A 21,869-nucleotide genomic window follows, 5' to 3' on the forward strand; every position below is an offset into this window, starting at 1 on the left:
CCTCGCCCTGCCCTATGGATAGGCGGGGCTCCGGAACGGCTGCGGCCTGCCGCGCGCGAGGCTGCGCCACAGCCATTCCAGCGGGCCATAGCGGAAATGCTCCAGCCAGGGCCGGGACCATGCCAGTTGCAGCGCCCAGATGCCCAGCACCACCAGCATCACCTGCGGCCGGCTGAGCTCTCCGAAAAGGCCAAGACCGATGCCGGTGAAGATGAGATTCCCCAGCAGCGAGGCCGCGACATAGTTGCTGAGCGCCATCCGCCCGCAGGCGGCCAGCCGGGCGACGAGGCGGGGGAAGGCGCCGGATTTCACGGCGGCGATGATGAGGGCCGCATAGCCGACAGCCACCGCGGGCGCGACGAGCACCCGCGCGGAGTCGGTGAAGAAGAAGGCCGGCGCGGAAAAACCCGAAACGAAGAAGCGCCAGGCCAGAAAGACCCCGATCGCCCAGCCCGGCAAGATCAGCGCAAGCGCAAGCTTTCGATAATGCGCCCCATCGAATCCGCCCTGCCACCAACCCAGCCGATAGAGGCCCATGCCGATCAGCAACAGCCCGACGCTTTCCGCGAAGAATGTGAACGGCAGCAGGAAGAAGCGCGCGAACATCACCGCCTCGTGGCGGATCGCCAGTATCTGCCCCGGGCTGCCGCGATACATGGCCGTCTCCCGCGCGACATCCGCCGGATCGGTGTAGGTTACGGAGCGCAGGCTGGCCCAGGCATCCAGCACCGCCTGAGAGGCATCGGGCGCCGCTGCCGCCGCCTGCGCCGCCAGCGCCTGCATGCCGAAGCTGAGGTTGATCGCCACCTGCAGCCCCAGCGCGATCACCCCCAGCAGGAAAAGCCGGGAAGGCGGCTGGCGGCGCAAGGGCCAGACCGCCAGCCCCACCAGGGCGAACGGCAGCAATATATCCCCCGCCCAAAGCAGCGAGCCATGGGCAAGACCGATCAGGAACAGCACGGCCATCCGCGCCAGATGCCGCCGCGTCGCCCCTTCCGCCGGGCCGCTTTCCGCCATCAGCAGCAGCGAAGCCCCGAACAGCATGGCGAACAGGGCGCGCATCTTGCCGTCGACCGTCACATAGGCGACCGCCCAGAGCCACATGTTCGCCGGCTCCGCGCCGCCGGCATATATCGGGTTCAGATAAGCGGCGCCGGCATAGGCCATGCCGATCACATTCATCACCAATATGCCCAGCACCGCCACGCCCCGCACGGTGTCTATGCTGGTGATACGCGCGGGCTGCATGGGGAAAAGCCTGACACAGGCCGACGCTATTGGCCAGATGCGCCCTGCACGCCGGCTGCGCTAGATTGAGGACTCCTATTCCCTTCGTCACCCCGGGCTTGACCCGGGGTCCAGCTTTCCCGCCGGCGTGGGAAAGAAGCTGGATCCCGGGTCAAGCCCGGGATGACGGAAAACATATTCATTACTTGTATGAATTCTCAACCTAAAGCCCGGCTTTGCGCGCCCCTAGAGATGCTGCTTTGCCGTCTTCGGGTGGAAACCCCATTCTCTCGCCATGGCGAATGACAGCGACAGCCGCGCGAAAGCGCTGAAAACGGGCGATGGCAACGGTCTCGACCGGCTGGTCACTCTGGTCGCGCTGCTGGCCACATTGGCGCTGATCTTCTTCTCCGTGCCCGCCTGAGGCGGCTTCAGAAAAACAGCTTCCGCACTGAAACCTCCACCCGCCGGCCGACGGAATCCATCAGCCACGGCTGATAGTTGATCGGCGTCTCTCCGGCCCGGTCGCGCACGTCGATGCGGTCGTCGAAGATATTGTCCACGCCCACGGACAGGCGCGTGCCGCGCAGCCAGGGCGCCTTGCGCATCAGCCCCCATTGCTGGGACAGGTCCACGAACAGCCGCATATCCACTGTCATCAGGCTGGAGAAGCGCAGGTCGTCGGGGCTGGGCGGCCCCGACCTGTCCTGCAGCACTTCCGTGCCGCTCTGCCATTTGGCGCTGATACGGCCACCAAGGCCGTTTTTCGTGGCGAAGGCCCGCGCTTCCAGCTGATGCCGGGAAACACCGCCGCTGCTGCCCGTAGCCGAGCCGTTCAGCAGGTCCAGTTCCGGCACGCCCTCGCGGATCAGCACGCTGTCGGTGAAGCGCCAGGTGTGGAACAGGGAAAGGTGCAGAACGCCGCCGCCGCCCGGGCCACCCGGGCTGCCCGGTCCACGCGGCCCCATGCCCGGAGGCGAACCGCCCGGGCCGCCTGGCCCGCGCGGCCCGCCGAATCCCGGGCCGCCCAGGCCCGGCGGCGGCGGCTTGCCGGCCGCCTCGGCTTCCTTGCGGATCTTCTCGATCTCGGCCCGGCGCTCGGCCATCTTCGCCTGTTCGGCCTTGGTCGCTTCCAGCCTTTCCGAGAAATTGATTCCCCAGCGCAATTCCGAGCGATCCGAGCGCGCGAAGTTCACGGGCCGGTTGTCGATCAGCAGAAGCTGGCCATCGGCGTCGCGCAGGAACCGCTCGGGGAAAGCCGCCTGAATCTCGGCGGTCGCGGTCGGGAAGCCGGCAATGGGGTTGTCGATCTTCGTCCGCACATAGTCGGCCTGGATGCTGAAGTCCGTATCCTTGATCGGCTGCACCCGGCCACCCAGCTTCCATGTCTGCCGCCGGTCGGCCCCAAGCTCGGCGTTGCCGCCGTCCAGCCGGGTGATTTCCACCGTCTGGCCGGTCACATAGTCGAACACGCGGACATTGGGGGTGGTGATCAGCGGGTTGCCAAGCTGCTGCATGCTCGGCGCGCCTTCCTCCTGCGTGAAGGAGCCGATCATCTGCACCGCCTCCACCGGCCGCCAGGTCAGGCCGCCGCCCCAGGTGAAGAGTTCGCCGAAATCGGAATAATGGTCGGCCGAGACATTGGCGTTGAAAGACAGATCGCCCAGCGGCTGCAGCACCTCCCGCCGCCGGCTGGCGATCGGAATGTCGATGCTCGCCTGCGCCCCGCCCTGCGTGCGCTTCAGGCCGGTTTCCTGCTCCAGTTCCGCGCGGCGGGTGTAGCTGTCCAGCGTGCGGTGATCGAGGCCCAGCTTGAAGCTGGTGGAAACGCCGCCGGCCGGCAGTTCCAGCGGCTTGCCGTTCACCACCGCCTCCACAAGGCTGCGGTCGCTGTTGGAAGTGGAGCGATCCCGCAGCATCGGGCCGTTGATCGCGTTCAGGGCGAACGGGTTGAAGGCGGTGTCGCCATCCAGCAGGCGCTGCTGCGCGTCGGAAAGGTCGAGGTTGCGGTCCGTCCGCGTCACATTGGCGTCATGGTCATGGCTGGCCGTCACCGACCAGCGCCAGCCCGCCACATCGCCATTGAAGGCGGCGGCCAGCCGGCCCGTCCACCCATCGCTGTCGCGGTCCAGGGCGCCCGGCGCCGGCGCATAGGCGAGAAGGCGCGTGTCGGTTTCGAAGGGCGAAAAGGGGTTGCCCGTCGGCAGCAGCAGGTCGGCGGAGGCCAGCCCTTGCCGGCTTTCCTGCGAACTGGCCGTCAGCCGCGCGGACAGGGTCATCTGCACGCTTTGCGACAGCGGCCGGGCAACGCTGAGGCCGGCCTCCACATCGGTCTTTTCCGGCAGCAGCGTGCGATAGCGCCCGATGTCGGTGCTGTTGGGATCGTTGGCGTTGGCCGCGAACTGCGCAAGCGTCGGCGCCGCATCCGCGGCCGATGCGGGAACGCCGGCCACCGTTACCGGCACGCCCGCCAGCGCCGACAGGGCCGGGTCGATCTCGGCACCGGCCAGCGTGCCGACGATATTGCCGCCAATGGCATAGGGCTGGCTGGGGTTTGACTGGAGGATGTTCCGGTCGCTTTCCAGAAGCGCCGAGCTGCGCTCGAAGCTGAAATCCGCGAGGATTCGGCTGTCGCCGCTCAAGCGCAGCAGCGACGCCTCGATCTCGGTTTCCGTGCGCCTGCCCGCTGTCGGGCCGCCGATCTCGGCTTCGGCCGTGAACGAGCGGAAGCGCTCGCGCAGCACGACATTCACCACCCGCTGGTCGGCGCGATAGCCATAGGCCAGCGCGGTTTCCTCGGGCAGCACTTCCACGCGCGCGATGGCTTCCGGCGGAATGCTGCGGATTTCCGCGAATCCGGAAATCCGCCGCCCGTTCAACAGCATCACCGGCTGCTCTCCGCCCCGGCCACGGCTGCTGCTGGTCTGCGCCGACAATTGGGTGATGAGGTCGCCGAGGCTGCTGGCGCCGTAGGCGCGGATATCCTCCGGGTTCAGCACCAGTTCCGGCTGGATGTCCGACACGACGGACCCACGCGGCCGCCCGGCGAACACGACGATGTCCTCGCCTGGTTCCTCGGCGACATCGACCGGGGCCGCCCCTCCCGGCGGCACCGGCTGGTCGGCTGCGGGAAGCGGCAGATCCCCTGTCTGCGCAAGCGCGCTGGTGGACAGCAGGAAAGCGGCGAATGCGGCACCGGCCGCCTGAGGACTGATCACGGACACACCCTGATTACGCGGAGAGGCCCGCCGATCCCCCGCTTGCAGCACGAGGATTAACGGAAAATGTCCGTGCAGCGAAAAAGCCTGCCGGGCCGGGCCGGGCCTGGCGTGAAGCCATGCCGCGCTGCCCGGTCACTCCAGGCGCGTCAGCGGCAGTTCGGTGGTGAACTTCATCTGCTCCATCGCGAAACTGGTGGAGACATCCCCCATCGGAGCGATGGCGATCAACTTCTTGTAGATGCGGTCATAATGGGCGATGTCGTGGCAGACGACCTTCAGCAGATAGTCCGTCTCCCCGGCCATGCGATAGAGTTCCACCACTTCGGGAACCGTCGCCACCCCTTCGGAAAAGCGGTCCAGCCAGGCGGCGTCGTGCGCGGCTGCCTTCACCGCCACGAACGCGGTCACGCCAAGCCCGATGGCCTGGCGGTTCAGCAGCGCGACCCGCGCCTCGATGATGCCCTCCGCCTCCAGCCGCCGGATGCGCTTCCAGCAGGGCGTGGGCGACAGCCCCACCCTCTCGCTGATGGCGGCCAACGATAATGACGAATCCCGCTGCAACAGGGCGAGGATACGCCGATCCACAGCGTCGAGAAGAATTTTCTCTTTCATGCAGAAAGCATATAATATCCTTCCTTATTTCGATACTGAAAGTCGAAAAAATAGAATCATTTTTGCCGCCAGCCGTGGCAACTTCCCGGAACATGAAAAGGGAGACAGCCATGTTCCGCCGCCTGTTCATCGACCATCCCCGCTCGGTCAACGAAGGCTATTTCGAACATATGGGCATGGCCGCGAGCTTCGGCTGGACGATGGCGCGCGCCAGTGCCGCCTGCTTCCTGCATGCGCTGGTTCCCGGCCTTTGCGAGAAGACGGGCAGCAACCTCATCCGCCAGTTGCATGGGCGCATGGTGACGAACCGTGTCGTGAAGCCCGCCCCCGCGGCGCCGGAAGAAGAAGGGCTGATCTGGATGGCGGCGAACATCTAGCCATCCGCTCGCCGTGGCAGGCGCACGGCCGGACGCAGCCTCCCTCCCCTGTCGCGAAACCGCAAGAAAGCCGGCCAAGTCAGGCCATTCCATATGTGACAAGGAATGACAGGACATCATGCTGGTGCTGGCAATTCTGGCTGCCGCAGCCTTCACGCAACTGCCGCAGGGTTGGGTCGCCGCGAAACCCGGCGGGCAATGCCTGATAGGCACCGGCCCGCGCGCGGAGGAACCTGTCGCCATGATGCTCGGCGCGCAGGACAATGCGAATGTGATGGTGATGCTGACCTCGCCGCGCTTTCCCGGCCTCGCTCCCGGAGACGGATATGTGGCGGAGCTTCAGCTGGACGCCGGCAAATCCCTTTCCCCCGCCATGGTGCAGAAGAACCAGCAGGGCCTGATCTCGGTCGGCTTCATCATGCCGGCGGACAAGCTGCCCGCCTTCGGCAAATCCGCGCGCGTGAAGGTGCGGCTGGATGGCCGCAATCTCGCCGACCTTGCCGCGCCCGGCCGCGATACGGCCGCCGCCGCGCTCGGGAAATGCCTGCCCTCGCTGAAGAAGGCCGCCGCCCCGGCGGCCGCGAAGCCGGCGCCGCAAGCCTCTTCCGTCGACGATGCATTGGCCGCCGCCGAAGCGGCCGGCAACCGGGTGGCGAAGACGGAAGGTGCCGGCCGGCCGCCTCAAGGGGGCAATGCCGCCGCCGCGATGGCGCGGCAGGGCGCGCTCCAGGCGAAGTCGAACGAAATGCTGATGATGATGCGCATGAACAACCATCTGATCGGCGGCGGCTCCATGGCCGACCCGAACATGGGCGCGGTGATGTGGGGGCTGCAGAATTGAAGAACCGGCTTTTCGCCTGCGGCGCGCTTGCGCTCGCCACCTTCTCCGCCGCCGCTCCGGCTTCGGCGCAATCCTTCAGCCAATGGCGCGTCAGCAGCAGCGGCGGCGGCTGCTCGGTCGTCACCACCAAGGACATGCAGCCGCAGATTCCCTCGGCCGGTTTCGGAGTCAATTCCGAGGCGAACAACCAGTTCTCCTTGCTGGTGCGCGGCAATATGAACGTGACCACTCCGCCCAAATCGGCCGAGGTGCAGTTCGCCGGGCGCAGCGTGAAGGCACCGAAGATCGGCTTCGGCAAGCTGGGCGAGCCCAACCTCTATGGCATCGCCATCTATCTGGATGTGGAATATCTGAAGGATATGGCGGAATCGCCCAGCTTCAAGATCCGGCTGGATGGCGAGGATTTCGCCACCTATTCGCTGGCGGAGCGCGGACAGGTCGTCGCCTATATCGCGCGCTGCCTTAGGGAAAAACGCGGCTGATCAAGGCGAGCGGCGGAAGCCCTGCCGCGCGATCCGCATGAGGAGCAGGGCCGACAGCCGCGCCCGTTCGCCGAGGCTGTCGACGATCAGATATTCCTCCGCCGAGTGGATGGCGCCGCCCCGCACGCCCAGCGTGTCCACCACCGCCAGCCCCGTGGCCGCCAGATTGTTGCCGTCGCAAACCCCGCCGGCATCGCGCCAGCCGATCGGCAGCTCGAGATCGGCGCCGACCGCCTTCACCAGTTCGAACAGGCGCAACTGATTGGCGTCGAGCGGCTTGGGCGGCCGTGCGAAATCTCCATGGCGATGCGCTTCCACGCCATGCGCCGCCACAATGGCGGCAATCGCGCCGTCGATCGCCGCTTCCGCCCGCCGTTCGGCCTCCACCGTCGCCGGGCGCATGTTGAAGCGCAGAACGGCATTGTCGGGCACGACATTGTTCGGCCCGCCGCCTTCGATCTTCGCCACATTCACCTTCAGGTCCGGCGCCACCAGCGCGGAAAGCCGAAGCGCCAGATCGGCGGCCGCCACGATCGCGTTGCGCCCCTTCTCCGGCTCCCGCCCGGCATGGGCGGCACGGCCGGCGACATGCACCGAGAAATTGCCGCTCCCCGGGCGGGCGCCGGCCAGCGTGCCGTCCGGCAGCGCCGGCTCGAAGGTCAGGCCCAGATCCACCCGCCGCGCGCACTCCAGCAACAACGGCGCCGAACCGGGGGAAGATATCTCCTCATCGGAATTGAGGACAACTTCATAGCCGAGCCCAGCCGCCCAGGGGCTTGATTCCAGCGCCGTCAGCGCCGCCAGAAGCACGGCGATCCCGCCCTTCATGTCGGCGACCCCCGGACCGTTCAGAACGCCAGCCTCAAGCCAGCGCAAGGTCTGGAATGGATGCTCCCTCGGGAAGACCGTATCGTAATGGCCGGTCAGCAACACCCGCGTCGGCGCCTGCGGCCGCACCAGCAGGTGCAGGTTGCGCCCATGCCGCAGGGGCTGGACTTCGCCGGTCGGCAGCATCTGGCTTGCGTCTGCCGGCTCCAGCATCCGCACTTCGCCCAAGGGCGCGAAAGCCTCGGCCAGAAGCGCGGCCATCGCTTCCAGACCTTCCAGATTGCGGCTGCCGCTGTTGATGGCGCACCAATACTCCACCTGCGCCAGCATCCGCGCCGGGTCTATATCCGCCAGAGCCGCGCGCTCCTCGGGCAGCAGCGTCATGCGCCCTCGTCCAGCCTTCGACCCGGCGAAATCTCCTGCGGATCGACCAGCACATGGATCAGCGCCGCCTGCCCGCGCGAACGCTCCAGCGCCGCCTCGAACTCCGCCGTTTCCCGAACCGTTTCGGCGTGCAGGCCGAAGCTGCGGGCGAGCGCCGCGAAATCCGGGTTGGTCAGCCGCGTCGCGCTGGGCCGGCCGGGGAAATCCCGCGCCTGGTGCATGCGGATGGTGCCATACTGCCCATTGTCAATCACCACGAACAGGGTGCCGGCCCCCTCATGCGCCACGGTCGCCAGTTCGCCCGCCGCCATCAGGAAATCGCCGTCCCCCGCCACCACCACCACTTGCCGATCCGGGTGCAGCAGCGAAGCGGCAATCCCCGCCGGCACGCCATAGCCCATCGCGCCGGACGTGGGCGCAAGCTGCGTGAACGGCGCCCGATGCAGGTGGAATCGATGCAGCCAACCGGCAAAATTGCCGGCGCCATTGCAATAGATGCTGTCGGCCGGCAGCCTGTCCGACAAGGTCCGGATCACTGCCGCCGGATTGACGCCTGCCTGCACTTCGGTCGGCCGCACCCACTCCTGATGCAGCGCATGCAGGGATCGCACCCATTGCGCCCTGCCCTGCGCCGGCAAGGTTGCAAGCGCCTGCAAAGCCGGGCCGACGGCAGCCTGCGCCGCCAGCAGCGGCTGCCAGCAACGCCCCAGGGCTTCCGCATCGGCGGCGATATGCACAAGCCGCCCGGCGGCGAACTCCGCATCGATCAGGCTGTAGCCCTGCGTCGCATTTTCGGTCAGCCGCGCGCCGACGACCAGCAGCAGGTCGGCGGACTTCACCGCCTCGACAAGCTTCGGGTTCGCCCCCAACCCCAGCTCGCCCGCATAATGCGCGTGGCCATTGTCGAAACGATCCTTGCGGCGCCAGCTGGTCAGCACCGGCAACCCCAGCCGCTCTGCCACCGTCTGCGCGATACGGCTGTCTTCCGCCGTCCAGAGCGGGCCGCCAAGCATCAGAACAGGCCGTTCGGCATCGGCCAGCAAGGCCCCGATCCGCGCCAGCGCCTGAGCCTCCAGAGCCGGCGGGGCAAGCGACGCCGGGGCGATCGCCCGCGCATCCGTCGCCTGCATAAGCCGGTCGTCGGGCAGGACCACCACAACAGGGCCGGGCCGCCCCGAAAGCGTGGCCGCCAGTGCGGACGCCATCTGCTCGGCCACCCGATCAGCGTCGCGCAGGGTGACCACGCGTTTGGCGATGCTGCCGAAAAGCTGATTATAGTCCACTTCCTGAAAGGCTTCGCGGCCGATCATATCATCGCCCACCTGCCCCACCAGCAGAAGCAGCGGCGTCGAATCCTGCTGCGCCGTATGCAGGCCGATGGCGGCGTGGGTAGCCCCCGGCCCGCGCGTCACCATGGCGACGCCCGGTCGACCGGTCAGCTTGGCGGCGGCTTCGGCCATATTGGCGGCGGCGGCCTCATGCCGGCAGGTTACCAGCCGCACCGGCACATCGCGCATCGCATCCAGAAGCGGCAGATAGGATTCGCCCGGCACCGCAAAGGCGTGGCTGACGCCGGCAGCGGCGAGGCTTTCGGCGATCACGGCAGCGACTGTTCGGGTGGTGGAGGTCATGCCGTTGGAAAGACCTGCACACACCACCTTGTCAACTGCGGGCCGGGCCTGCTAGGGGCGCCAACCTTGTGCTGGAGCGGTGGCCGAGTGGTCGAAGGCGCACGCCTGGAAAGTGTGTATACGGCAAAACCGTATCGAGGGTTCGAATCCCTCCCGCTCCGCCACTTTCAGGGAAATCAAGCAGTTGTTTGCGTGACTGTGAGCGACTGGTTGCCCCGTCTCGCTGAAGCATAGTTCGTTTCGTGTATTTCTAGCCGCAAATAGGCTGGCTTGAAGCGCAGCAACGCGTAGCATTCGGGTGGAAGGCGTTGGCAGCGTCAGGGCGGAAGGTGGCGATCCCGACCTTGTAGCAAACTTTGCCGCCAGACATTCCTTCTCACCTTACATTAGCGCGAAGGCAATTTCGCGTTCCCTATAACTTCTTCTGCAACTTTCCAACCCAAACGGTCCAGGATACCGAGAGCAGGCCAATCTATGGCTATGCAGCTTAGTGCCGGCAGTCCACATATGGAAATCAGCCAGAGAGAATTTCTTAATTGCATTTTCCTTATTACTGATCTCTATAAGACTTGAATATAATTCACGTTACTTTTTCCTGTTGCCTCCGCCGTTTCCTTGACCAATGTCATCAAGATTAAATAATTGCACCGCTATGGTGATCCAATCTATGATGAACTGATTGCCACTACAGGATTTTTATCGCAACTTCGTCGCATACAGGGCGTAGAGGGGATCGAAGATGTCACATGAAGATCATGACGGAGCGCAGGACTGCTGCGCGGTCGACCGGCGGGGGTTGCTGACGGTCTCGGCTTTTGCGGCACTGGCGGCGACAGGTATGTCCGCTCCCGCAGGTGCGCAGGTGCTGACCGCCGAAATACGCGAGACGCTGACGCCCGAGCAGATCATTGCCCTCATCCTGAAGGGCAATGCGCGTTTTACCTCCGGCACGCAACGTCCTCGCGACTGGCTTGCCGAACAGCGCGAAACGGCCGCCGGCCAGCATCCGGCCGCAGTCTTTCTTTCCTGCGTGGACAGCCGGGCGCCGGTTGAAGTGGTCTGCGACATCGGCATTGGGCAAGCGTTCAACGCCCGTGTCGCCGGCAACGCCGTCAATGACGATATTCTAGGTTCCATGGAGTTCGCAACTGCTGCCGCCGGCGCGAAGGTGGTGATGGTGATGGGCCACAGCGCCTGCGGCGCGATCAAGGGCGCGATCGACGATGTCCGCCTGGGCAACCTCACCCTGCTGCTGGCGCGTTTCAAGAACGCGATCGAGGAAACGAAGTTTGAAGGTGACAGGACTTCGAAAAATCCAGCCTTTGTAGACGCTGTGGCGCACACCAATGTGCGGAAATCTATCCAGTCGATCCGGGATCGTTCACCCGTGCTGCGCGACTTGGAGCAGAACAAGAAGATCGCCATCGTTGGCTCCTTCTACGATCTGGAATCCGGGCGAGTGGCTTTGGTTTAAGGTTTAAGGCTCATCCGGAAAAGCTGGCCGCGGAATGACGAGATTAGCTCTAATTCCGCGGCCAGCGAGAGCCGCCTGGGGGCCATCCAGAGAATAGGCGGCCACTTTGGGGTTGAATCCCAATCATCCTCCTGAAATTGCGTGAGCCTATTTATTGAGAGGGCATCCGCTGCCGCGGGAGACCTATTCACGATGTCGCGTTCGTTGTTCTGGGTGTCGGACGATGCTTGGTCGGTGATCGAACCGCACTTGCGCAAGAACCAGCCCGGCGCACGGTGGCTCGATGGCCGGCGGGTGATTTCGGGCGTCCTGCATGTGCTGCAGTCTGGCCGCCACTGGTGTGTTTGGCCGGCAGACTATCGGCCGTCAACCACGGCCAGTACCGGCGAGAACCGCGAGAAGGTGTCGACCACCCGTCAGGATGCGGATTTTGCGGCCCGTCGCCAACGCAATGGCTCAGGGATGCTGGTCTTCTGGACCCGTCAGGATGCGGATTTTGCGGCCCGTCGCCAACTGGTCATGGAGGAAGTCCATGGCCCAACACACCGTTTACGCAGGCGGCCGGGCAGCGGTCTTCCCTCAGCTTCGCCTTCACCCAGGGCATACTCGTCATACCTTGAGAGGAGCAAAGAGCCGATGAAGCGCCGTCCGGCGCAGTTGCCGGTCCACGGCCCTGCTTACAACGCCTAGGTGGTAAGGATATCCGTTACGCCTTTCACATAGAGTTGCGGACAGGGTTCCGAGATGATATTTATGCACATAACTCTCAATAGCAGAAATATGTGGCATGACAGGATGTGAAGGATCGGAGCGGACATCTGCCGCGTCCTGCCCCGCTTTCTCCGGCAGAAGTGTGAACCAGCCCGCCAATATCGACGCCGCCGCACGGATCGGGACCGCCCAAATCCGATGGCGCAACTGACGACATGGACGGTGATCCCGCCACCTCCGCTGAAAACGGCAGAGCGGCTTTGGATAAACAGGCTCTGTCGCACTGGCTGATGCACGAGGCCGTTGCCGAAGCCCGCTCTTACGAAATGACGGTCTCTCCCGGCCTGCATGTGAGCGCGGCCATCGCCACCATGCGCACCGGCAGCCGGGGGCTAGGCGCGTTCGAGTTCAAGGGCGCGGGCCTGAGTTGCATGAGCCTGGATGGCGAACATCGGTTCGAAACCACCTTGCTGGCGGGCGATACGCGGACCCTGGGCCTGTATCTTCCCTTAGCGGACGATCCGGACTGCGCGCCGGAAACCGCGCATATTCTGAAAGCCCTTGGTTCCGGGACGCAGGTGCGCGCGACATATAAGGCTCCGGCTGCCCTGATCTGCCGTCTTTGCTCGCCACTGGACCCCTGGTTTTCCGGCACGGCCCGCGCCATCGCGATGGAAGCGCGCCAACTTGAGCTGAAGGCAACTATTCTCGCCTGGTTGCAGGGCGGGCATGAAAGCCGCGCGCATCGCCACCATGGCCACGCGCGCAAGGCACATGACATCATCCATGACGATCCGGGAGCCCCCGTTACCATAGCCTTCCTTGCCCGCGAGGTTGGCCTCAACGCCCGTTCGCTCACGGAGGCGTTCCGGGCCGTGTACGGCGTCAGCATCGCCACCTGTCTGGCCAATGCCCGGCTGGAACTGGCGCTTGAAATGCTCGCGACCGGGGCATCGGCCAGTCAGGTGGCGCATCGGATCGGCTATGCGCCAGCCTATTTCTCCATGGCTTTCCGCCGCCGCTATGGCCTGTCGCCCAGCGCGGTGCGCCCTGCTCCCGATAGCTGAAGAATCATGCCGGATATCTAATATCCGAACCATTGCCGCCTCGCAGCGAAAGTCGCACTTGCGACCCATTCGCAAATAATGGGGCAAACATGAAATTTCACCTCCTTCTCGGCTGCGCATTTCCGCTGAGCCTATTCCTGTCTCTTCCGGCTCAGGCCCAAACCGGCGACAAGCCTGTGCGAGAGGTGGCGGAAGCCGATGATATCATCGTCACGGGAAGTCGCCGGGAAGAACGCCTTGCCGACGCACCCGTTGCCGCGACCGTGATGGGGGAAAATTTCGTCCGCGAGGCCCGAATCGACAGCTTGCGCCAGATCGACGATTTCGTGCCGAACGTGCAGTTCAACCAGACCAGCCAGATCGGCGGCACATACATCACGATTCGCGGCATCGAATCCAACCCCTTCATCGTCAATCGGGCGGCGGTCTACGTCGATGGCGTTCCGTTTCGCAGCGTCGACAATCTGGTGCTTCCGGCAATCGAGCAGATTGAAGTGCTGAGGGGGCCGCAGGGCACCCTCTATGGCGCCAACACCGAGTCAGGCCTGATCATCATCCGCACCCGCGCGCCATCCGATCATCTGGAAGCGGAGGCGAGCGGCTCCGTTTACGGCTTCGGGAATGGGCATGGCGTGGAACTGACGGCGCACGTCTCAGGGCCGCTTACATCCACCCTTGGCGCGTCTCTGACAGTCAAGCATGAGAATACCGACAGTTTCACCCGCAACATCGCGTCGTCCATCGGCGAACCGGGCGCACTTCGCGAGACCTATGTTCAGGGTCGGCTGCGCTGGGAACCGACAGACAGGCTGACGCTGGATCTGCTGGGCAATGCGTTCATCCAGCGCACGCCCGGCCTCTATGAACTCGAATTCTCGCCTATGGACCGGGATATATATAATCTGGTCTATCTGGGCACGCTGAACAGCAAGCCCAACGGACGGTTCGAGCGTGTAAACGACGCGCCCGCCAACACGCGGCTCGAAGCCTATACGTTCGCAACCGCTGCGACATATGAATTCGATTTCGCCAAGCTGGACGCAAATTTCTCGATCCGGCGCGAACGCAACTCATCGCAAGGCCTCGACATCGACCTGACGGCCGCGCCCCTGTCGGCCGGCGGCAACCGGACACGCGATCGCGAACTGAACGCGGAGATCAGGTTGTCGGCCCTGACGTCCTCCACCATCCAATGGGTAATAGGCGTCAACGGCTATACCGAGCGGCATCGCGGCCAACTTGGAACGTTGCTGGGCGCAGGAGGCATCGACGATTACTCCTACGCCCCCTGGCAGGCCAACGAGGGCAAGGGATATGCCCTGTTCGGGCAAGCGACGATACCGCTTGCCGCCACCGTCCATTTGACGGGCGGGTTGCGCTATGACTGGGCGGAACGCACCAAGCGCCAGGCTGCGGGCGAACTGAATCTGGGGCCGCTGGGCACTTTCCTCTACACCGCCGAGAATCGCACCGGATCGTTCGATGAGTTCCTGCCCAAGCTTGCCATCGACTGGAAGGCGGCGCCCAATCTTCTGCTGTATGCGTCAGCCGCAAAGGGCTGGATTCCGGGTGGCTTCAACCTGCAGGCCGCAGTTCCCTCACTCGGAGAACGCTTCACGGCCTATGATTCGGAAACGCTGAAAAGCTACGAGGCCGGCTTCAAGCTGGAACTGCTCGACCGTCGCCTGCTTCTGTCGGCCGCGGCCTTCCATATCAAGGCCTCGAACTGGCAGGAAAATGTCGTTCCCACCGACGACAATGGCGTGGTGCTTTCGACCACGGTCGTGACGTCGGATTCCAGTATTCGCAGCAACGGGTTCGAGATGGAACTGGTCGGCAGACCTGCCGCAAACCTCGATCTTGCCCTGTCGTTCGGATATGTCGACGCCCGATATGTCGAGTATCGATATGATACGACCCGAGACTATTCAGGCAACAGGGTCAAGCTGACACCCCAATGGGATTTTTCAGCCTCCGCGAGCTGGCGCCCGTGGGACGGCCTGTTCCTGCGCGGCGAAGCAAACGGGACCGGCAAGGCCATGCTGAACCCGGCCAACACGGTCGCCCAGGACATGGCGTGGATGTTCAACGCTCAAATCGGCTGGGAAGCCGAGCGCTGGTCAGCGCGCCTTTTCGCCGAGAACATAGCGGACAAGCTGGTCTACACTTCCACCGCCTATGAGAATTTCCTCTTCGGTTTCGACGGGGGATATTACGCCACTCCGGGAAAACCGCGCGTCATCGGCGTCGAGTTCGGATTGAAGTTCTAACGACCTTGCGCGCCGGCTGAGGCGGCCGCTTCAAGACAAATACCAATCTGCGTCATGGGGCCGGCAACAGCCGCGCGGGGTTGCGGATCGACTCGCCGAACAACCGCGCGCTTTCGGTCGAGGCGGTGTCGGCGTCTTTCACCACGGCCGAGAATTGCAGGAAGCTGTGGGTGAGGGAGGAATAGTTGGTATAGCGCACCGGCACACCGTCTTCTTCCAGCCTGTCGGCGAACCTGCGCCCGGAATCGCGCAATATGTCGAATCCGGCAGTGGCGACGATCGTGGGCGGCAGGCCCGCGAGACTATTGGCGGAGACCGGGTTCATAAACTCGTCCGCTTCGCGGATACGATCGCGTCGATAGTCCTCGAACACCCGTGGCAGGATGAACTCGATGAACGCGCTGTCGAGCGCATAGCCCTTGCCGAACAGCCTGTAGGACGGGTCATCCTGCGGCAGCCCGGCGCCGGGATAGAAAAGCAGCATGGCTGCGGGCACCGGCTTGCCCGCTTTCACCTGACGCTGGGCGATGTTGATGGCGACATGGCCCCCGGCGCTGTCGCCGCCGACGCCGACCTTCGCCGGGTCGCCACCGAACGATGCCGCATTGGCGCGCGCCCAGAGGAAGCTGTCCTCGCCATCGTCGCTGGCGGCAGGATAGCGATGCTCGGGCGCGAGACGGTAATTTACCGAAAGGACGATCGCTTTCGCCTCGTTGGCGAGCAGCCGCGACACCCGGTCGTGCGAGGCGATGCTCGCGAAGATCCAGCCGCCGCCATGATGGTAGACCAGCACCGGAAGCGGTCCGACACCTTCTCCCTTCGGCCGGTAGATGCGGATCGGAATCGGGCCGCGTCGCCCCTCGATGATCCGGTCGTCCACCCGCGCCATTTCCGGCGTGACCTTCGTGTAGAGCCGCCATTCGCGGTCGATGCCATGCCGGATGAACCCGCGCCCCCAGGGGGTCGAGAAGATCAGCGGCGCGGTGCGCCATATCCAGGGCGCGACGGGGCGGCTCTGCTCCATCATATATTGCAGCTTCGGATCGATCGTCTGCCCGTCCACTGTTTCGCGCGGGCCTTGCAAATGCTCCAGAAACCAGCTTTCCGGCTGCGCATAGAAGGCAACCGCTTCCCGTTCCGCCTTCGTGGGCACGAACGGCTCGACCGGAGCAACGCTGGCGGCAAAGAAGAACTGGAGGCCGGCAAACGCCAGCGCGAGGAGAAGGATGAAGCTTCCCAGCGTCCACTTGACCAGCCGCAGGTTCCGGTTGGAAGCACTCTGCCGAATGGATCGCTCCATCACTGCGGGCGGAGAGCCGGCGTGCAATGGCTTTTCATCTTGGATGCATTCTAAAATTCGCCTTCATGCACGTTGGTTACATTATTGCGATTAATTCGCAATTACATGAAAGCAGTTCGTACAGCAACTCCTTATTGCCTGTGACGAGACGGAATTAGGGCAGGCTGCTCGCATTCCTCCACCATCATATCGGCATCGCCTTTCGCTTTGGCGATGCGTAGCAACATGGGCAATCACCCCCGCATTTGCCATTAACGGCTCTGTTCAGTCGGTCAGCTTCTTCCGCATAATATGATCCGGGCCTTCCGCCGACAGCGTTTCGGTCACTGCTAAAGCCATATGCTGGTTGGTCAGACAACTGAAGAACCGCAGGCGATCTGGACCACATGCCGGCCATGTCGCGGTCGATGGCGTCTGCCGTGATGCCTGCTGTTGCGGAAGCGCGCAGCACCAAGCCCGTGTCAACGCCGGGGGTAATGGTCAGGATCGCAGCAGCGGCCAGAAAGGCAAGAAGCAGCGTGGGATCAACCATCCCCTCTTCCTGCAATAACGCCGAGAAGCTGTCCAACATTTGGCGGCAGCAAAATATGCTTGCGAATAATACTTGCTACCGGTAGGTAGCAAGTGCCTCTCGAAGGTCTCGGCCCGTGGTGACACCGGCTTTGCAAACGGTATTGCAATGACAACGGATATCCTTTCGCGCCCGGCGCCCCTGCGCATAGCGGTGGGGCTCGGCCTGATCACGCTGCTGGGGCCCGCTTCGGTCGACATGTACCTGCCCTCGATCCCGGTCATGGCGGACGACCTCGCTATCCCCTACACGACCATGCAGCTGACGCTGACGGTATTCCTGCTCGCCATGGGAGGCGGCCAACTCGTGTTCGGGCCGGTGATCGACGCGCTCGGGCGGCGGCGCCCCTTGCTCGCGGCCATCGCTTTGTTCGTTGCGACCTCGCTCTGGGCGGCATCGGCGCAGTCGGTGGAAAGCCTGATCGCGGCGCGCTTCCTTCAGGGCCTCGCCGCCTCGCTGGCGCTGGTCACGGCGATGAGCAGCGTGCGCGACGTCGCTGAAGGCGTGCGCGCGGCGCAACTTTTCGCGCTGCTGATGACCATCCAGGGTCTCGGCCCGGTGCTGGCACCAGCCGTCGGCGGCGTGATCGGCGAGGCCTTCGGCTGGCGCGGCGTGTTCCTCGCGCTTGCCGCGCTCGGGGTGGGGGTCGCCGCCAATACGCTGGCGAACCTGCCCGAATCGCTGGCGCACGATAAGCGCTCTTCGCTGAACCTGTCGGCGGTGATGCGGACTTATGCCGGGATCGTCTCCGACCGGCGCTTCATGCTGCCGGGCCTGGCGCTCGCGGCCGTCTTCTTCTTCCTCTTCGCCTATATCGGCGGCGCGTCCTATGCCTACCAGACTGGCTATGGCCTGTCCCCGCGCGACTTCGGCTTCGTCTTTGGCGCGACGGGGACGGCCGTGCTGATCGGCGCGATGGCAAGCGCGAAGCTGGTGACGCGCTTGCGCATCGAGGCGCTGGCATTGGCCGGCGCGCTGGCAATGCTGGCGGGCGCGTTGATCGGCCTCTTCTCGGCACTCGGCGGCGTCGGCCTGCCGGGCATCGTCACGGGCATGTTCCTCGCGCTGGCCGGGCTCGGCATTGCGGAAGCGACGCTGATGTCGGTCGCGCTGGCCACCCGAACGACGGCGCTCGGCGCGAGCGCGGCGCTGCTCGGCGCTTTCCCGCTGCTGCTCGGCGCCGCCGCGACGCCGGTCGCCGCTATGGTCGCGGAGATCGGTGCGGCGCATTGGCTCGGCCTTCTCGCCGCCACCGGCCTTGCTGCCAGCGGCCTTGCCTTCACCACCGCACGAATGGTTTCGAGGCACGGCCTGCAGGTGGGCCTGCAACACGGATAAGGGAAAGCGCCGCTGTGAAGGAAAGATCCCCTGCCCTCGTCCGCGTCTGTGAAGCGGCCGTCAGCCATTTCGCGGTCGCGGGCTATGACGGCGCCTCGCTCAGCGAGATCGCCCGCATGGTCGGGATCAGGAAAGCCTCGCTCTACTCGCATTTCGACGGCAAGGACGAGTTGTTCCTCCAGGTGCTGAAAGACGCAATTGCTGTCGAAAGCCGGTTCGCCGCAGACATTCTGGCCGCAGATGTCAGCAGTCGAGGTCCAGGCGCGGGCTATGTGGACGCCATCGCCGAACGACATGAAAGCTCGGTCCATCTGCGCTATCTGCTCCGAACCGCCTATCTGCCGCCCACTGCCCTCAAGCACGCGATCGGCGAGGGCTACGAGCAGTTCCTGACCGTCTTGCGGTCGGGCTTCCTGCGCCAACTGGACACAAGCGGACTGGCGCACATGCAACAGACCGACCGCGTCAGCTACGGCGAGGCTTATATCGGCATCGTCGAAAGCCTGTTTGTCGAACTGACTTATGCCGGCCGCGAACCGATGCAGGTGCGTCGTGACGCCCTCTGGTCGCTCCTGACCGACTCGCTCGCCATGCGGACGGCCAAGGAAAGGCATGGAAGATGATATCGTCAGCATAACGCCTGCCATTCCGGTATGTGATCGCTGCTGCAGGTGCTGGGCTGAAGCACAACACCAGCGATGCGCAGACGATGACGCCCATCGTAATGGGCGAGCCTCCCGAAACACCCGGCCGCTTCACCATCCGCAATCCGCTGGAAGGCAGTTCGAGCATGGGCGGGATTGCAGCGATGATCCCCACCTCGCAACTGGCACAGTTCAAGCAGGCCTCCTGCGATGGCGCGGTCTGGATCGCGAATGCACAGCGCAAAGTCCGGGGTTCCCAGACCCTGCGTCTGACATTGTGCCTGTTTCCCTATCAACAGGGCTACCAACTTAACGTCTACGGGATCGACGTGAAGGAACAAGGCGGGGGGATTTCCACGCGCCTTGCCCGGGCCTTGGCCGAACAAGTGGTTGGAACGCCGGACGGGTGGACGGAGAAAACCATCCTCTACGTTGTCCGGGAGATTCAGGCCAAGACCGGGCCGACGGTCAGCTATGTCGAGGGGCAGCCGGAGATCGTCGACACGCCGTGGGAAGTACCTGCGGCGGGCGGCGGCGGAGAAGGTGCGAAATGAAAAGGCCGATGACAGGAACTGGTAACATTTCAGGCGGAGATCCGCCGAACTAGTTGTCGCAAAGTGGTCATTGGTTCTCCATCGGGCCAGCGACAGCTGTGTCGACACCTCATACATTTAATGCAAATGGACTCGCCGCCGCCCTGCCCGTCAATCCGACATATCCTGGTCCTGGAACGCGGACATTTCGCCGGTTTTGTCTGTCGGTTCAGAACACCAGCCGGTGCTGTTTCACATCCACCCCCAGAGACGTGATGAGCGTGTTGTTGGCGGTCATGTTGATGCGCTGCACCAGTGTATCGTTTCCACTGCCGCGGCAGCCATCGACGGCGGCGCGGAGGATTGAGGTCTGCGCGATGATCGCAGCGGTCGCCAGTTGGCGTTCCCACAGGCTTGCCGACCGGAACATGCCAATGGCGGATACGGCCCGGCGCACATGGGACAAAAGCTTCTGAATCTGGGGAACGGTGGGAATTGGGGCGTTGTTCGTCCCCATCCACGCCAGCGCGATGTAAGTGGTAATCAGCACGGCGACATCGCCATAGCCCAGCCCGTAGCTCCCCAGGGATCCCTGATGCAGTGCGAGCAGATCATTCCGCTGGAAGGCGCGATCCAGCCGCGCGGCATGCGCCGGATGCGCGGCGCGGGCCTGTTCCAGCACCATCGGCATGTAGGCGCGAAGCTCGTCTATGGAGTTGATGCCATTGGGGATCGGTTCGTCAACGCCGTTGCAGCTGTCCGGCGCAACCACATATCGCGCGAAATCCGGCCCGAACCAGCGGGAGCCCGTGGGTAGCGCGAGTTCGGCCAGTGCATACCAAATCATCCGGCCGCTTTCGCCACTGGTGCCGGCCAGCACGTCTGCCGCCGATGGGAAGCTCAGCACCTGCGCCTGTTCGCCCGCCTTGGCCCACTCCCCCGGCGTCATGCCGATCATCTCGCTGAACACCCGATGGAACTGGGTGTAGCTACCGAACCCGGCTTCGAGTGCGGCTGTCAGCAGGTCGCCGCTTTTCGGATAAAGGATATGGAATTGTTCCAGCCGGGCCCGGTTGCGCAGTTCGACCAGCCTCAGGCCCGTCTGCTCGGAAAGCAGCTGGCCCAGATAGGCCTGACTTACCCCGCAGATCCGGGCAAGCTCGGCAGCACCCGGCGCATCGGTGCCGGATCGCAGAATCTGCAACGTCCGGATCACCGCCGGATGCATGGGCCTGCGCGTGGCGCCGGGGCTGGTCTGGCAGGCGTGCAGGGCGCTGCGAAAGACATAGGCGAGGCCCGCGAGATAGAGGCGAGGATCGTCGGAATCCTGCGAGTGGTGGGACAGCAGCCGATCGAGTGCGATGGCGTCCTGGCTGGAAAGCTGGCTGCAGGGCTTCGCGGCAACATCCTGCAGAAATTCCTCGTCCAGCTCGGCAGGTGAGATAGTGGCAACCCACATCGACATGTCAGGAGAGCGCATCAGTCGATGATGCTGGCCGGGCAACAGCCACACTACGGTACCGGGGACCAGATCATGATGCCCGTCATCCAGCAGATAGCAGCCCTTGCCGCTGAGGATGAAGTTGAACTCCAGCTGGTAATGCGCGTGGTCGGCCTGATAGGCGCCACCGCGCGCCGTGCGTCGGACCTCGGTGACATAGGACAGGATTTTTCCCGATTGTTGCATGTGTCAACAATAGGTGGCGGGTAAATCCGGGGCAACCGATTGCGCTGAAATCACCCGTCTTTCGAAATAATGAAAATAGATTCCGGGCATATTGACAAGACCGGCCCGATTGTCAGGCTTTAGTTTCGGGGAAGCTTCCACAAACTGGCCTGGGAACTGGTACTGGCGATGACCGATCCCGAAACCCGCATCTTTCCGGTCTCGTCCGCCGGTTTCCTCCTGGACGAGGATTCGCACCTGTTCGTCTTGCGGGATGCGCTGGATCAGGGGAACGGCCCCGCCATTTGCCGGGCGTTCGCGGAAGTCGCGCATTCGCGCGGTATGGCGCAGATTGCGTCACTCGCCAGCGTGTCCCCGGCCTCGCTCCACGCGGCCCTTGCGGATCCCGCGCAGCTCGATCTCATATTTCTGAGGCTGGTGGTGGAAGGCTTCGGCCGTGCCGGGGAACGTCGCCCGCAGCGGGAGTGACGGCGTCAAAAAATGCCGATTCCGAAAATTTGGAAAAGCCTACTCGAAAAATTGGCAAGACCCGAAAGCCCGGGCCCGCATATCAGGGAAATTGAAATCCGATCCGGAATGACAGCCTGTTCCTGATCTGACCAAATGATCCGATCCGAAGAGTAAATTCTTCAACAATACAGCATTCGCCGAATGAGATCGGCGGATGACAA

The 21,869-nt window shown here is 64.0% G+C and carries 19 protein-coding genes, 1 tRNA gene and 2 pseudogenes; 13 read left to right on the forward strand and 9 right to left on the reverse strand.

The window, feature by feature from the left end:
• Positions 1 to 12 precede the first annotated feature (12 nt).
• The gene (locus L6Q21_RS04090; RefSeq protein WP_237829274.1) at positions 13 to 1,248 is read right to left on the reverse strand and encodes a DUF418 domain-containing protein; all 1,236 of its coding nucleotides are present in this window, start codon (positions 1,246 to 1,248) and stop codon (positions 13 to 15) included.
• A 274-nt stretch (positions 1,249 to 1,522) separates the two neighbouring features.
• On the opposite strand from L6Q21_RS04090, the gene L6Q21_RS17935 reads away from it, so the two are divergent.
• On the forward strand, positions 1,523 to 1,651 hold the full coding sequence (locus L6Q21_RS17935) for a hypothetical protein (RefSeq protein WP_255696703.1): 129 nt from the start codon (positions 1,523 to 1,525) through the stop codon (positions 1,649 to 1,651).
• Positions 1,652 to 1,658: 7 nt separating this feature from the next.
• On the opposite strand, the gene L6Q21_RS04095 is transcribed toward L6Q21_RS17935, so the two are convergent.
• Both L6Q21_RS04095 and L6Q21_RS04100 read right to left on the reverse strand, forming a co-directional pair.
• On the reverse strand, positions 1,659 to 4,445 hold the full coding sequence (locus L6Q21_RS04095) for a TonB-dependent receptor domain-containing protein (RefSeq protein WP_237829278.1): 2,787 nt from the start codon (positions 4,443 to 4,445) through the stop codon (positions 1,659 to 1,661).
• A gap of 135 nt (positions 4,446 to 4,580) precedes the next feature.
• The gene (locus L6Q21_RS04100) at positions 4,581 to 5,060 is read right to left on the reverse strand and encodes an Lrp/AsnC family transcriptional regulator (RefSeq protein WP_237829280.1); all 480 of its coding nucleotides are present in this window, start codon (positions 5,058 to 5,060) and stop codon (positions 4,581 to 4,583) included.
• Between the two features lie 92 nt (positions 5,061 to 5,152).
• On the opposite strand from L6Q21_RS04100, the gene L6Q21_RS04105 reads away from it, so the two are divergent.
• The 3 genes from L6Q21_RS04105 (at position 5,153) to L6Q21_RS04115 (ending at position 6,760) form a co-directional block, all read left to right on the forward strand.
• On the forward strand, positions 5,153 to 5,437 hold the full coding sequence (locus L6Q21_RS04105) for a DUF6356 family protein (RefSeq protein WP_237829282.1): 285 nt from the start codon (positions 5,153 to 5,155) through the stop codon (positions 5,435 to 5,437).
• A gap of 118 nt (positions 5,438 to 5,555) precedes the next feature.
• Positions 5,556 to 6,278 (forward strand): hypothetical protein, encoded by a 723-nt coding sequence (locus L6Q21_RS04110; RefSeq protein WP_237829283.1) that lies wholly within the window; start codon positions 5,556 to 5,558, stop codon positions 6,276 to 6,278.
• Entirely contained in the window at positions 6,275 to 6,760 is a 486-nt protein-coding gene (locus L6Q21_RS04115; RefSeq protein WP_237829284.1) for a hypothetical protein, read from the forward strand. Before L6Q21_RS04110 ends, L6Q21_RS04115 begins: the two co-directional genes overlap by 4 nt.
• Here L6Q21_RS04115 and L6Q21_RS04120 read toward each other — a convergent pair whose 3' ends face one another.
• Positions 6,761 to 7,972, reverse strand: a complete 1,212-nt coding sequence (locus L6Q21_RS04120) for a hydrolase (RefSeq protein ID WP_237829285.1) — start codon at positions 7,970 to 7,972, stop codon at positions 6,761 to 6,763.
• Positions 7,969 to 9,603, reverse strand: a complete 1,635-nt coding sequence (locus tag L6Q21_RS04125) for a thiamine pyrophosphate-binding protein (RefSeq protein WP_237829286.1) — start codon at positions 9,601 to 9,603, stop codon at positions 7,969 to 7,971. The genes L6Q21_RS04120 and L6Q21_RS04125 overlap by 4 nt, the downstream gene beginning before the upstream one ends.
• A 73-nt stretch (positions 9,604 to 9,676) precedes the next feature.
• Here L6Q21_RS04125 and L6Q21_RS04130 point away from each other — a divergent pair.
• From L6Q21_RS04130 to L6Q21_RS04140, 3 genes and pseudogenes are all read left to right on the forward strand, one after another.
• A tRNA-Ser gene (locus tag L6Q21_RS04130) sits at positions 9,677 to 9,767 on the forward strand.
• Positions 9,768 to 10,342: 575 nt separating this feature from the next.
• Entirely contained in the window at positions 10,343 to 11,077 is a 735-nt protein-coding gene (locus L6Q21_RS04135; protein ID WP_237829288.1) for a carbonic anhydrase family protein, read from the forward strand.
• A 192-nt stretch (positions 11,078 to 11,269) separates the two neighbouring features.
• Positions 11,270 to 11,446, forward strand: a pseudogene (locus tag L6Q21_RS04140) (transposase); the annotation flags it as partial.
• A 111-nt stretch (positions 11,447 to 11,557) separates the two neighbouring features.
• Here L6Q21_RS04140 and L6Q21_RS04145 read toward each other — a convergent pair.
• Positions 11,558 to 11,672, reverse strand: a pseudogene (locus L6Q21_RS04145) (IS3 family transposase); the annotation flags it as partial.
• A gap of 331 nt (positions 11,673 to 12,003) precedes the next feature.
• Here L6Q21_RS04145 and L6Q21_RS04150 point away from each other — a divergent pair.
• Positions 12,004 to 12,855, forward strand: a complete 852-nt coding sequence (locus L6Q21_RS04150) for a helix-turn-helix transcriptional regulator (RefSeq protein WP_237829289.1) — start codon at positions 12,004 to 12,006, stop codon at positions 12,853 to 12,855.
• A gap of 185 nt (positions 12,856 to 13,040) precedes the next feature.
• Entirely contained in the window at positions 13,041 to 15,125 is a 2,085-nt protein-coding gene (locus L6Q21_RS04155) for a TonB-dependent receptor (RefSeq protein WP_237829290.1), read from the forward strand.
• Positions 15,126 to 15,177: 52 nt separating this feature from the next.
• Here L6Q21_RS04155 and L6Q21_RS04160 read toward each other — a convergent pair whose 3' ends face one another.
• Both L6Q21_RS04160 and L6Q21_RS04165 read right to left on the reverse strand, forming a co-directional pair.
• Positions 15,178 to 16,425 (reverse strand): alpha/beta hydrolase, encoded by a 1,248-nt coding sequence (locus L6Q21_RS04160; protein ID WP_237829292.1) that lies wholly within the window; start codon positions 16,423 to 16,425, stop codon positions 15,178 to 15,180.
• A 184-nt stretch (positions 16,426 to 16,609) separates the two neighbouring features.
• On the reverse strand, positions 16,610 to 16,996 hold the full coding sequence (locus L6Q21_RS04165) for a hypothetical protein (RefSeq protein ID WP_237829293.1): 387 nt from the start codon (positions 16,994 to 16,996) through the stop codon (positions 16,610 to 16,612).
• A gap of 108 nt (positions 16,997 to 17,104) precedes the next feature.
• On the opposite strand from L6Q21_RS04165, the gene L6Q21_RS04170 reads away from it, so the two are divergent.
• Genes L6Q21_RS04170 through L6Q21_RS04180 form a run of 3 tightly spaced genes read left to right on the forward strand, consistent with a single transcriptional unit; the run spans position 17,105 to position 19,532 of the window.
• A complete protein-coding gene (locus L6Q21_RS04170; RefSeq protein ID WP_237829294.1) occupies positions 17,105 to 18,334 on the forward strand; it encodes a multidrug effflux MFS transporter in 1,230 nt (409 codons plus the stop codon).
• Between the two features lie 14 nt (positions 18,335 to 18,348).
• The gene (locus L6Q21_RS04175; RefSeq protein ID WP_237829295.1) at positions 18,349 to 18,957 is read left to right on the forward strand and encodes a TetR/AcrR family transcriptional regulator; all 609 of its coding nucleotides are present in this window, start codon (positions 18,349 to 18,351) and stop codon (positions 18,955 to 18,957) included.
• A gap of 32 nt (positions 18,958 to 18,989) precedes the next feature.
• Positions 18,990 to 19,532 carry a hypothetical protein gene (locus L6Q21_RS04180; RefSeq protein ID WP_237829297.1) on the forward strand — a complete coding sequence of 181 codons (543 nt, stop codon included), beginning with the start codon at positions 18,990 to 18,992 and terminating at the stop codon, positions 19,530 to 19,532.
• 208 nt (positions 19,533 to 19,740) lie between these two features.
• Here the strand turns inward: L6Q21_RS04180 and L6Q21_RS04185 are convergent, their stop codons facing one another.
• Positions 19,741 to 21,198, reverse strand: a complete 1,458-nt coding sequence (locus tag L6Q21_RS04185; RefSeq protein WP_237829299.1) for a helix-turn-helix domain-containing protein — start codon at positions 21,196 to 21,198, stop codon at positions 19,741 to 19,743.
• A 168-nt stretch (positions 21,199 to 21,366) separates the two neighbouring features.
• On the opposite strand from L6Q21_RS04185, the gene L6Q21_RS04190 reads away from it, so the two are divergent.
• The gene (locus L6Q21_RS04190) at positions 21,367 to 21,666 is read left to right on the forward strand and encodes a helix-turn-helix domain-containing protein (RefSeq protein WP_237829301.1); all 300 of its coding nucleotides are present in this window, start codon (positions 21,367 to 21,369) and stop codon (positions 21,664 to 21,666) included.
• Positions 21,667 to 21,869 lie beyond the last annotated feature (203 nt).

The sequence above is a fragment of the Sandaracinobacteroides sayramensis genome (assembly GCF_022014495.1).
Taxonomy (GTDB): domain Bacteria; phylum Pseudomonadota; class Alphaproteobacteria; order Sphingomonadales; family Sphingomonadaceae; genus Sandaracinobacteroides; species Sandaracinobacteroides sayramense.